Raw genomic sequence first — 12,201 nt, 5'->3', positions numbered from 1 at the left:
ATCGCTGGTAAATCGGGTGGGGCTACCAGGACTTGAACCTGGGACCTCTTCCTTATCAGGGAAGCGCTCTAACCGACTGAGCTATAGCCCCGCTGCACCGAACGGTATCGCATCCGCAGGACGGAGGCGAACCGGTTGTTCGGACGAGGAAAAGCTTACCGCCTTCGGAAGGCTGCTCGCGCCGTCCCGGCCCCGGCAACCCCGGGAGGACGGCGCGAGCGGCCCTCGCGCACGCGCGTTATTCGGCCTCGCTGAAGGTCACCTCAACGCCCCCGACCAGGTCGGAGGAGATGTTGTAGATGACCGCTCCCAACGTGGACAGGGCGGTGATCAGGACCACGTTCACGGCGCCGATCAGCGCGGTGTAGCCCAGGATCCGCACCGGCTCGAACCACGAGGCGATGTCGATCGGGATCGAGCTCTGGCCCTGCTCACCCTGGCCGAGCTGGTTGACCAGGTCCACGATGGAGTCGAAGACGCCCAGGGCCTGCAGCACGCCGTACAGCACCGCCACGGCCACGAACAGCACCACGAAGCACACCAGCGACACCACGAAGCTGAACTTCATGGCCGACCACGGCTCGATGCGGCGCAGGACCAGGTGGGCCTTGCGGGGCAGCCGGCCGCCGCCGGAGTTGTTGGCGGCGTTCTTCTTGCTCTTGCCGCCCGGCAGCTCCACCTTCGGCGGGGCCTCGGTGGCCAGCGACGGGCGGACGCGCATGGGGTCGTTGTTGCCGTCGGACGGTGCTCCGGGCGCCTGGGCGGGCGCCTGGGACCGCTGCTGCGGGTCGTCCTGGGCCGGGACGGGAGGCTTGCCCTGCGCGGGCGAGGTGGTGTCCTGTCCGTCGTCGACCGGGTTGAAAATCTCGGTTTCTGCGGGCTTGTTCGGCTGCTGTCCGTTACCCGAAGCCGCCTTGGTCCTGGCGGAGCCACCCTGGGCGCTCATGGACTACTCTCCTCCCCCGTCTTCCTCATTGTCCACCGAAGTCTCCATGGACTCAGCGTTCCGGGCGAGGGCCACCACGCTGTCGCCTTCGGCGAGATTCATCAATCGAACTCCCATGGTCTGGCGGCCGGACTGCTTGATCTCCCCGGCACTCGTCCGGATCACCCCGCCTGCGGACGTGATCGCGAAGACCTCGTCCTCGGGGTTGACCATGACTGCTCCCACCAGCTTCCCACGGGAACTCACGATCTTCGCCGTCAGCACCCCCCTACCGCCGCGGCCCTGAACTGGATACTGCTCCACTGGCGTCCGCTTTGCGTACCCAGCCTTCGTGGCGATAAGCACGTCTTGACCGTCGGCGATGCGATTCATGGCGAGAAGTTCGTCGCCTTCCAGGAAGCGCATCCCGATGACGCCGCTGGTCGCCCGCCCCATGGGACGGAGCGCGTCGTCGGAGGCCGTGAACCTGATGGCCTGGGCGCCCTTGGAGACCAGCAGCAGGTCGTCGGTCTCGGAGACCAGCCGGGCGCCGATGACCTCGTCGTCCTCCCGCAGGTTGATCGCGATCAGGCCGCCGGACCTCGGGGAGTCGTACTCCGCCAGGCGGGTCTTCTTGACCAGGCCGCTGCGGGTGGCCAGGACGAGATAGGGCGCGACGTCGTAGTCGCGTAGGTCGAGAACCTCCATGACTGTTTCGTCGGGCTGCATGGCCAAAAGGTTCGCAAGATGCATGCCTCGGGCGTCACGGGCGGCTTCCGGCAGTTCGTACGCCTTGACCCGGTACACCCGGCCCTTGTTCGTGAAGAACAGCAGCCAGTGGTGCGTGGTGGTGACGAAGAAGTGGTCGACGATGTCGTCCTGGCGGAGCTGCGCGCCGCGCACGCCCTTGCCGCCCCGCTTCTGGGCGCGGTAGGAGTCGGTCTTGGTGCGCTTGGCGTAGCCGCCGCGGGTGATGGTGACGACGATCTCGTCCTCGGCGATGAGGTCCTCGATCGACATGTCGCCGTCGTAGGCGATGATCTCGGTCTTCCGCTCGTCGCCGTAGCGGCCGACGACCTCGGCCAGCTCCTCGTTGATGATCTCGCGCTGGCGCGCCTCGCTGGCCAGGATCGCGTTGTACTCGGCGATCTGCGTCATCAGGGCGTCGAACTCGTCCTGGATCGCCTGGCGCTCCAGGGCGGCGAGCTTGCGGAGCTGCATGTCGAGGATGGCCTGCGCCTGGACCTCGTCGATCTCCAGCAGGCCCATGAGGCCCTGCTGGGCGTGCGCCGCGGACTCCGAGGCCCGGATGAGGGCGATCACGTCGTCGAGCCGCTCCAGGGCCTTGAGCAGGCCGCGCAGGATGTGGGCGCGCTCCTCGGCCTTGCGCAGCAGGTAGCGGGTGCGCCGGACGATGACCTCGATCTGGTGGGCCACGTAGTGCCGGATGAACTGGTCGAGGCGCAGCGTGCGCGGCACGCCGTCGACCAGGGCCAGCATGTTGGCGCCGAAGGTGTCCTGGAGCTGGGTGTGCTTGTACAGGTTGTTGAGGACGACCTTGGCGACGGCGTCCCGCTTGAGGACGATCACCAGGCGCTGCCCGACCCGCGAGGAGCTCTCGTCGCGGACGTCGGCGATGCCGGTCAGCTTGCCCTCGCGGACCAGCTCGGCGATCTTGAGGGCCAGGTTGTCCGGGTTGACCTGGTACGGCAGCTCGGTGACGACCAGCGCCTGCCGCCCCTTGTCCTCCTCGACCTCGACCACGGCCCGCATCGTGATCGAGCCGCGGCCGGTGCGGTAGGCGTCCTCGATGCCGCGCCGGCCGACGATGAGCGCCTTGGTGGGAAAGTCGGGGCCCTTGACCAGCCTGATGGAGGCCTCGAGCAGCTCCTCGTCGGTGGCCTCGGGGTTCTCCAGCGCCCACTTGACCGCCGCGGCGACCTCGCGCAGGTTGTGCGGCGGGATGTTGGTGGCCATGCCGACCGCGATGCCGCCCGAGCCGTTGACCAGGAGCTGCGGGAAGCGCGCCGGGAGGACGTCGGGCTCCTGCGACTTGCCGTCGTAGTTGGGACGGAAGTCGACGGTCTCCTTGTCGATGTCGCGCAGCATCTCCATGGCGATGGGCGCGAGCTTGCACTCGGTGTAGCGCATCGCCGCCGCCGGGTCGTTGCCCGGCGAGCCGAAGTTGCCCTGCCCGTCGACCAGGGGGTAGCGCAGCGACCACGGCTGCGCCAGGCGGACCAGCGCGTCGTAGATCGAGGTGTCGCCGTGGGGGTGGTAGGTGCCCATCACGTCGCCGACCACGCGGGCGCACTTGAAGTAGCCGCGGTCGGGGCGGTAGCCCCCGTCGTACATCGCGTAGAGCACCCGCCGGTGAACCGGCTTCAGGCCGTCGCGCACGTCCGGCAGCGCCCTGGACACGATGACCGACATCGCGTAGTCCATGTAGCTGCGCTGCATCTCGGACTGGATGTCCACCGGTTCGATGCGGTCAGCCGGGGGAGTGGTGTTCACGTCCGTCACAGGTGAAAGTCCTTAAACGTCGAGGAAGCGCACGTCACGGGCGTTTCGGATGATGAAGTCGCGCCGCGCCTCCACGTCCTCGCCCATGAGCACGCTGAACAGGTCGTCGGCCTGCGCCGCGTCGTCGAGCGTCACGAGCCGCAGCAGCCGGGTCGCCGGGTTCATCGTGGTCTCCCAGAGCTGGCCCGCGTTCATCTCGCCGAGGCCCTTGAAGCGCTGGACGTTGTCACGCGGCCGGGGGTCGGGCTTGCCGCCGGCCATGCCCTCGGCGATGACGGCGTCGCGCTCGGAGTCGGAGTAGGCGTAGGAGGCGTCCTCGCCCTTCCGGTCCCACTTGATCTTGTACAGCGGCGGGCAGGACAGGTAGACGTGGCCCGCCTCGATCAGCGGCCGCATGAACCGGAACAGCAGCGTCAGCAGCAGCGTGTTGATGTGCTGGCCGTCGACGTCGGCGTCGGCCATCAGGATGACCTTGTGGTAGCGCAGCTTGCCGATGTCGAACTCGTCGTGGACGCCGGTGCCGAGCGCGGTGATCAGCGCCTGGACCTCGTTGTTCTTCAGGACCTTGTCGATCCGCGCCTTCTCCACGTTGAGGATCTTGCCGCGGATGGGGAGGATCGCCTGGAAGCGCGAGTCGCGGCCGCCCTTGGCCGAGCCGCCGGCCGAGTCGCCCTCGACGATGAACAGCTCGCACTTCTCGGGGTCGTTCCACTGGCAGTCGGCGAGCTTGCCGGGCAGCCCGCTGCCGGACTCCAGCAGCGACTTGCGCCGGGTGAGGTCGCGGGCCTGGCGGGCGGCGATGCGGGCGCGGGAGGCCTGCAGGGACTTGTTGATGATGTCCTTGGCCTCGCCGGGGTTGCGCTCGAACCAGTCGCGCAGGTGGTCGTTGCAGGCCTTCTGCACGAACGACTTGGCCTCGGTGTTGCCCAGCTTGGTCTTGGTCTGGCCCTCGAACTGCGGGTCGGACAGCTTGACCGAGATGATCGCGGTCAGGCCCTCGCGGACGTCCTCGCCCGAGAGGTTGTCGTCCTTGCCCTCCTTGAGGAACTTCTGCTCGCGCGCGTAGCGGTTGACGATGGACGTCAGCGCCGCGCGGAAGCCCTCCTCGTGGGTGCCGCCCTCGGCCGTGTTGATCGTGTTGGCGAAGGTGTAGACCGACTCCGAGTAGGAGTTGTTCCACTGCATGGCGATCTCGACCGCGATGCCGTCGCCCTCCTCCTCGAAGGAGATGATCGACGCGTGCGCCGGCTCCTTCTTGGCGTTGAGGTGCTGGACGAAGTCGGCGAGGCCGCCCTCGTAGTGGTAGGTGACGGTGTGCGGCTCGCCGTTGACGTGGTCGGGCCGCTCGTCGGAGAGCGTGATCGTCAGGCCCTTGTTGAGGAAGGCCATCTCCTGGAAGCGGCGCGAGAGCGTCTCGTAGTTCCAGGTGGTGGTCTCGAAGACCTCGCCGTCGGGCCAGAACGTGATCGTGGTGCCGGTCTCGTCGGTGCCCTCGCCCTTGGCGAGCGGCGCGACGGGCTTGGAGTGCTCGTAGCGCTGGCGCCAGTAGTGGCCGTTCTGCTTGATCTCGACGTCCATGGCGGTCGACAGGGCGTTGACGACGGCCGAGCCGACGCCGTGCAGGCCGCCGGAGACCGCGTAGGCCTGGCTGTCGAACTTGCCGCCGGCGTGCAGTGTGGTCAGCACGACCTCGACGGCCGAGCGCTTCTCCACCGGGTGGATGCCCGTGGGGATGCCACGGCCGTTGTCGACCACGCGCACGCCGTTGTCGGCGAGCAGCGTGATCTCGATGCGGTCGGCGTAGCCGGCCAGGGCCTCGTCCACCGCGTTGTCGACGATCTCGTAGACCAGGTGGTGGAGACCGCGCTCGCCGGTGGAGCCGATATACATACCCGGGCGCTTGCGAACCGCCTCAAGCCCTTCGAGTACGGTGATTGAGCTAGCGTCGTAGGACAACTGCGAAATCCTCCTGCCGCGGACACGCGGCGGGGGAGGCGATCGTGTTGCGAAGCTGCCCCTGCCGTGCCCGTCACCGTCGTGAGTGCCCCGATGCGCGGTCACCCAGGGGAGTCGGCTTGCTGCCGGGGTGACACGCAAGCGGACGTGTCCGGAATCCTTTTTCATTCTACCGCTTCCGGAGCCCCAAGGTGGCAATGAACGCGCCTGTGGTCGCCTCTAGCTCGTTTTGCCCCCGGTCCAGCATCCCCCCTCCGGAAAGGGGGCTTATCGCGTCTGCGGCTTTCTGATCGCCCCCGGCGCCTAACCGTAGGTGTCCCCGGGCCCCCGGCTTCCGGTCACCCGCAACCCCCCTGACGGACGCGGCGCGTTCTGCGGCCCTCTGACCTTGACCTTCGTGACCGTGCCGTCGCCGAGCTCCTCGTTGAGCCTGCGTACGAGGGTGCGCGCGAGCAGCCGCACCTGCGTCGCCCAGGCCGTGGAGTCGGCCAGGATCAGCACCTCGCCGTCCTCGAACGACTCCGGCTTGGTGTGCGCGGCCAGGTCAGGGCCGACGATCTCGGGCCAGCGGCCGAACACGCCGCCGACGGCCGCCGGGCGCTCCCAGCCGCGGTCGGCCAGCAGGTCGGCTATCGCCCGTCCGAAAAGCTGCGGGTCGCCGGCCTCGCGCCGCGGCCCGGCCGCGCGGCGCCGGGGCTCGCGGCGGGGGAGCTGGCCGCGCTTGGCCGCGTCGGCCTTGGCCTGGGCCAGCTTCTCCCTGGCCATGGCGGCGCCCCGGGCCGTCCTGGCCGCCGGGCTCTCCTCATCGGACACGGGTCACGCTCCCTTCCTCCACGTCGAAGCGGGCGCCGGCGAGCTCCTTCGGCACGTCGTCGGGGACGGCCGCGGTGATCAGCACCTGCTCGGCGGGCGCGACCATCTCGGCCAGCCGCCGCCGGCGCTGGCTGTCGAGCTCGGCGAACACGTCGTCGAGGATCAGCACCGGGTCGCCGCCGTCGGCCCGCAGCAGGTCGTAGGCGGCCAGCCGCAGCGCCAGCGCGAACGACCAGGACTCCCCGTGACTGGCGTAGCCGCGGGCGGGCAGCTCGCCGAGGCCGAGGATCAGGTCGTCGCGGTGCGGGCCGACGAGCGTGACGCCCCGCTCCAGCTCCGCCTGGCGGACCTCCAATAGCCGCTCCCGCAGACGTTCCTCAAGGGTTTTCCCCAAGTCTGTGGATAACGTCTGTGTATCAAAAGATCCCCGCTCACCGGGGGCTTCGCCTCCCGGACCCCCCTCGTCGTCATCCCCACCTGTGGACAACGTGGTGCGGTACGCCATGGTGGCCGGCGCGCTGGAGGGGGCCAGCGCGGCGTACGAGCTCGCCACCAGCGGGCGCAGCGCCTCGATCAGCTCCAGCCGCGCCTTCAGCAGCTCGGCCCCGTGCCGGGCGAGGTGGGCGTCCCAGACCTCCAGCGTGCTCAGGACGTCGCCGGCGCCCGCCGCGGCGAAGGCGGTGTCGCTGTCCTGCCGGCGGGCGCTCCTGCTGCCCCTGCGGGCCTGCGCGGCCGTGCGCAGCAGCGCGCCGCGCTGCTTGAGCACCCGGTCGTAGTCGGCCCGGACGCCGGCGAACCTGGGCGCCCTGGCCACCAGCAGGTCGTCGAGGAAGCGGCGGCGCTCGGCCGGGTCGCCCTTGGACAGCGCGAGGTCCTCGGGGGCGAACAGCACGGTGCGCAGCAGGCCCACGACGTCGCGCGCCCGGGAGACGGGGGAGCGGTTGAGCCGCGCGCGGTTGGCCTTGCCGGGGTTGATCTCCAGCTCGACCAGCGCCCGCCGGTCGTCCCTGTGGACGGCGCAGCGCACGATGGCCCGCGCGGCCCCCTGGCGGACGAGGGGCGCGTCGCTCGCCACCCGGTGGCTGGAGTGCGTCGCGACGTAGCCGAGGGCCTCGACCAGGTTGGTCTTGCCCTGGCCGTTGGGCCCCACGAGGGCCGTGACGCCCGGCTCCAGGCCGAGCTCCACGGACGCGTAGGACCGGAAGTCGGTCAGCGAGAGGTGGGCGACGTGCACCTCAAAGAGGTTAGTCGGCCTCGCCCGCCGCTGGGGTCACCGGCGTGCGGTCTGTGGAAAACCCGCCCGGTCCGGCCGCCCGGCTCAGCGCTCGGTCTCCTTGGGCGGGGTCACGTCCGCGCCCGGCGCGTCGGCGCCCTTGCCGGTGCTGCCCTCGGTCGCGGTGATCGCGTGGCCGCCGAACTGGTTGCGGAGCGCGGCCACGACCTTCATCGCGGGGGAGTCGTCCTGGCGCGAGGCGAACCTGGCGTACAGCGCGGCGGTGATGACCGGCAGCGGCACCGCGTGGTCGACGGCGGCCTGGACGGTCCAGCGGCCCTCGCCGGAGTCCTGGGCGTAGCCGCGGAGCTGGTCGAGGTGCTCGTCGTCGTCGAGCGCCCGCACCAGCAGGTCGAGCAGCCAGGAACGGATCACGGTGCCGGTGCGCCAGCTCGAGAAGGAGCCCTTGACGTCCTTGACGACGTCGGAGGCCTCCAGCAGCTCCCAGCCCTCCGCGAAGGCCTGCATCATGCCGTACTCGATGCCGTTGTGGACCATCTTCGCGAAGTGGCCGGCGCCGACGTCGCCCGCGTGGACGAAGCCGTCCTCGCCCTCGGGCTTGAGCGTCTCGAAGATCGGCATCAGGCGGTCGACGTGCTCCTTGTCGCCGCCGCACATGAGCGCGTAGCCGTTCTTGAGGCCCCACACGCCGCCGCTGACGCCGCAGTCGACGAAGCCGATGCCGCGCTGGGCCAGCTCGGCGGCGTGCTTCTGGTCGTCCACATAGTGGGAGTTGCCGCCGTCGACGACGACGTCGCCCTCGGACAGCAGCTCGCCGAGGTCGTCCACCGTGGATTGGGTGGGCTTCCCGGCGGGCACCATGACCCAGACGGCGCGCGGCGCCTCCAGGCGTTCGACGAGGTCCTTCAGGCTCTCGACATCGCTGATCGAAGGATCGCGATCGTAGCCGACGACCTCGTGACCTCCGCGGCGCAGGCGCTCGGCCATGTTGCCGCCCATCTTGCCCAGTCCCACCATGCCGATTTGCATGACTGTCCTCTACCCCCTTGTCAGGCTTTCATCATCCCCGATGACAGGTTCAGCCTGACAGGCGGATGGGCATGATCAGATACCGGTAGTCCGTGGCGGCGCCGTCCTCCACAGGCTTGCCACCGGTGAGGATAGCGGGCTTCGTGGACGTGGTCATCTGGAGCCTCGCGACGTCGGAGTCGATGGCGCCGAGACCTTCCAGCAGGAACTGGTGGTTGAAGGCGATGTTCATCTCCTCGCCCTCGTAGTCGACGGGCAGCGCCTCGACGGCCTGGGCCTCGTCGCCGCTGCCGGCCTCCAGCACGACCTCGCCGCTCCGGAACGCCAGCCGGACCGGGGTGTTGCGCTCGGCGACCAGGGCGACGCGCTTGACCGCCTCGACGAACGGCCCTGTGGACAGGTCGGCGCGCGCCGAGAACTCGGTGGGCAGCAGCGAGCGGTACTTGGGGAACTCGGGGTCGAGCAGCCGCGTGGTGGTGCGCCGGCCCGCGCTGGAGAAGCCGATCATGCCCTCGCCGGTGCCGCCCGCCGAGCTGAGCGCGACCTCGACCTCGGCGCCGGTGCTGCCGAGCGCCTTGGCGGTGTCGGCGAGCGTCTTGCCGGGGATCATCGCGATGGCGGAGAAGTCGGGCTGGCCCGGCTGCCACTTGAGCTCGCGCACCGCGAGGCGGTAGCGGTCGGTCGCGGCGAGGGTGACGGTGTCGCCCTCGATCTCCATGCGGACGCCGGTGAGCATCGGCAGGGTGTCGTCACGCCCGGCGGCGACGGCGACCTGGGCGACGGCCCCGGCGAACACGTCGCTGCCGACCCGGCCGGCGGCCGGGGGCATGGCGGGCAGGGACGGGTAGTCCTCCACAGGCATGGTGAGGAGGGTGAACCGGGCGCTGCCGCACGTGACGACGGCCTTGGCGCCGTCCACCACGAAGTCCACAGGCTGTGCGGGAAGCGCGCGGGTGATCTCGGCGAGCAGCTTGCCGGAGACCAGGACGACCCCGGCCTCGCCGGTGTGCAGCTCCAGCGTCACCTCGGCGGAGACCTCGTAGTCGAAGCCGGACAGCTTCAGCCGCTGGTCCTCGGTGACCTCCAGGCGCATGCCGGCGAGGACGGGCACCGACGGCCGCGCCGGGAGGCTGCGTGCCGTCCATGCCACCGCCTCAGCGAGGACGTCTCGCTCGATTCGGAACATCACGGTGATCGGCCTCCTGGGTCTGTCGTTGATTCAAGGATCCACCCTCCCGCACTCGCGCTCGGGCAGGAGCCCAACTATGGGTCTTTGAGTTTCTTAGTTAGAGATAGAAGAGGTCATCACACTAGGGGCTGTGGAAACTGTGGACAACCTGCGTTCTGCCTGGTCAGCAGGGCTGAATTCATCCACCGGGGCTGTGTGTGACGCCTGGGGGTAACTCGGGGTGCCTGGGGACGACGAAACTTTCCCCACAGGCCGTCCCCAGATCATGGTCCCTTCATCCACCGAGAACCCGGGGTTATCCACGATGTTTCCACAGGTTATCCACGGGGTAGAAGAGGCGGTTCTGGAGCACCAGATCGGTTGTGCACACGCTGTCCACACGTTATCCACTGGCTGTCCCCAGGTTTCCCCCAGATGTCCCCACCTTTGTCCCCAGCCCTTGTGGGTGGATTTTTCCGTGCATTGCCGGGCGCCGAGACGCCTTCTTTCGACGTTTCCGCTGCTCCACAGTGTTATCCACAGGCTGTGCATAAAGCTCAAGATCCACGCTGTGTCTGCTTGATGCGTATTGTCAGCTCGTTGACCTGGTTGTACATCGACTTGCGCTCGGCGATGAGCGACCGGATCTTGCGCTCGGCGTGCATCACCGTGGTGTGGTCGCGGCCGCCGAACTGCTGGCCGATCTTCGGCAGCGACAGCTCGGTCAGCTCGCGGGCGAGGTACATGGCGATCTGCCGGGCGTTGACGAGCGCCCGGCTGCGCGAGGTGCCGCACAGGTCGTCGATGCTGATGCCGAAGTAGTTGGCGGTCTCCGCCATGATCGCCGCGATGGTGATCTCGGTGTCGGACTCGGAGGTGATGAGGTCCTTCAGCACCACCTCGGCGAGCTGCAGGTCGACCCCCTGCCGGTTGAGGCTGGCGAACGCGGTGACCCGGATCAGCGCGCCCTCCAGCTCCCGGATGTTGGTGGAGATGCGGCTCGCGATGTACTCCAGCACCTCGGGCGGCGCGGCCAGGCCCTCCTGGATGGCCTTCTTCCTGAGGATGGCGATGCGCGTCTCCAGCTCCGGCGGCTGGACGTCGGTGATCAGGCCCCACTCGAACCGGTTGCGCAGCCGGTCCTCCAGCGTGATGAGCTGCTTCGGCGCCCGGTCGCTGGAGATGACGATCTGCTTGTTGGCGTTGTGCAGGGTGTTGAAGGTGTGGAAGAACTCCTCCTGCGTCTGCTCCTTGCCCTCCAGGAACTGGATGTCGTCCACGAGCAGGATGTCGATCGCGCGGTAGCGGCCCCGGAAGCCGTCGGCCTTGTGGTCGCGGATGCTGTTGATGAAGTCGTTGGTGAACTCCTCGGAGCTCACGTATCTCACCCGCGCGCCGTCGTAGAGGCTTTGCGCGTAATGTCCGATCGCGTGCAGCAGGTGGGTCTTCCCCAGCCCCGAGTCGCCGTAGATGAACAGCGGGTTGTACGCCTTCGCCGGCGATTCGGCGACCGCGACGGCGGCCGCGTGCGCGAAGCGGTTGCTGGCTCCGATGACGAATGTCTCGAATGTGTACTTCTGATTGAGCCGGGCAGGTTCGCTGGGTTTGTTGCTCTTTGCCTCCCACCGGTTCGGCGGCGGCTCCGGAGCTTTCTCCACAGGCTGTGAGCCGGGCGGAGAATAAGGCAGCGCCTGTTCAAAACTCAGGCTCTGCTGTGGATATTCTGTGGACGAACGCTCGGGCTCGGGCTGTGGAGAATAGAACTGTGGCGGCTCCGAAGCCTGCTGGTGCTGGGGCGGAGCGGGCTGTGTAAAACGCGGCTGGTTCTCCACACCCTGGGGAAAACCCGTGACCACAGGCTGTTGATGGACGTCGCCGGCGGGCGGCTCGGGAGCCGTCGTGTCGATCATCACCGCCAGCCGCATCGTCCGGCCGAGCTCCTGCGACAGCGCGTGCGCGACGAGCGGGCGCAGCTTGCCCTCGATGAGGTCCTTCAGGAAGTCGTTGGGGACGCCGAGCACGATCGTGTCGTTGGCCAGCGCTATCGGGCGCACCATCGACAGCCAGGTGCGCTGCTGGATCGGCACGTTCTCGTTGAGGAAGTTGCCCAGGGCCCTCGCCCATACCGTGCCGAGGTCGACACTGCTCACAGTGCGGTTCCCCCTCCTCCCTCTCGCGGCCCCCGCGCCAGTCTGTCCACATGCCGGCGGCCGCTGTTGATCTTCGGACGCCTTTGTCCACAGCCTGGGAGGCGGGCGTCGGGCCCCGTTCCTCCACAGGATCTCCACAAGTTGTGCACAGTGTTGCTGCTGCGTTGCCGCGGCTCCAGAAGGGCCGACAGTAGCCATGTGCACAGCTGTGTTCAAGACGTTGTCCACAGCCTAGTGGCACCTGAGTGCACATACTGTGGACGTGTGCGGCCTGGGGATAACGTGCCTGTGGAATAGTGGATAACGCGTCCGGTTTGACCTGGGAGCGGCTTGCCCCGTAACGTACGACGGTCGGCTTGTCACGCGACGGCTATTTCGCGTGCCCTCGCTTCCTTGGCAGGCC

8 protein-coding genes and 1 tRNA gene are annotated in these 12,201 nt (G+C 68.5%); all 9 read right to left on the bottom strand.

Going from position 1 to position 12,201, the window contains the following annotated elements:
* Positions 1–17: 17 nt before the first annotated feature.
* Positions 18–91 (bottom strand) — tRNA-Ile (locus MF672_RS10635).
* A gap of 147 nt (positions 92–238) precedes the next feature.
* Positions 239–946, bottom strand: a complete 708-nt coding sequence (locus tag MF672_RS10630; RefSeq protein ID WP_242374614.1) for a DUF3566 domain-containing protein — start codon at positions 944–946, stop codon at positions 239–241.
* A gap of 3 nt (positions 947–949) precedes the next feature.
* Positions 950–3,448, bottom strand: coding sequence for a DNA gyrase subunit A (gyrA, locus tag MF672_RS10625; protein WP_302893189.1), 2,499 nt, complete (start codon positions 3,446–3,448; stop codon positions 950–952).
* A 12-nt stretch (positions 3,449–3,460) separates the two neighbouring features.
* Positions 3,461–5,404, bottom strand: coding sequence for a DNA topoisomerase (ATP-hydrolyzing) subunit B (gene gyrB, locus MF672_RS10620; protein ID WP_242374613.1), 1,944 nt, complete (start codon positions 5,402–5,404; stop codon positions 3,461–3,463).
* Positions 5,405–5,707: 303 nt separating this feature from the next.
* Entirely contained in the window at positions 5,708–6,217 is a 510-nt protein-coding gene (locus tag MF672_RS10615) for a DciA family protein (RefSeq protein WP_308210476.1), read from the bottom strand.
* Positions 6,207–7,451, bottom strand: a complete 1,245-nt coding sequence (recF, locus tag MF672_RS10610; protein ID WP_242374612.1) for a DNA replication/repair protein RecF — start codon at positions 7,449–7,451, stop codon at positions 6,207–6,209. Before recF ends, MF672_RS10615 begins: the two co-directional genes overlap by 11 nt.
* Before the next feature lie 84 nt (positions 7,452–7,535).
* The gene (gene gnd / locus MF672_RS10605) at positions 7,536–8,480 is read right to left on the bottom strand and encodes a phosphogluconate dehydrogenase (NAD(+)-dependent, decarboxylating) (RefSeq protein ID WP_242374611.1); all 945 of its coding nucleotides are present in this window, start codon (positions 8,478–8,480) and stop codon (positions 7,536–7,538) included.
* A 49-nt stretch (positions 8,481–8,529) separates the two neighbouring features.
* A complete protein-coding gene (gene dnaN, locus MF672_RS10600) occupies positions 8,530–9,669 on the bottom strand; it encodes a DNA polymerase III subunit beta (RefSeq protein WP_242374610.1) in 1,140 nt (379 codons plus the stop codon).
* Between the two features lie 536 nt (positions 9,670–10,205).
* On the bottom strand, positions 10,206–11,798 hold the full coding sequence (dnaA, locus tag MF672_RS10595) for a chromosomal replication initiator protein DnaA (RefSeq protein WP_242374609.1): 1,593 nt from the start codon (positions 11,796–11,798) through the stop codon (positions 10,206–10,208).
* Positions 11,799–12,201 lie beyond the last annotated feature (403 nt).

The sequence above is a fragment of the Actinomadura luzonensis genome, from assembly GCF_022664455.2.
Taxonomy (GTDB): Bacteria; Actinomycetota; Actinomycetes; order Streptosporangiales; family Streptosporangiaceae; genus Nonomuraea; species Nonomuraea luzonensis.
This window is presented reverse-complemented; position numbering and strand designations above follow the sequence as displayed.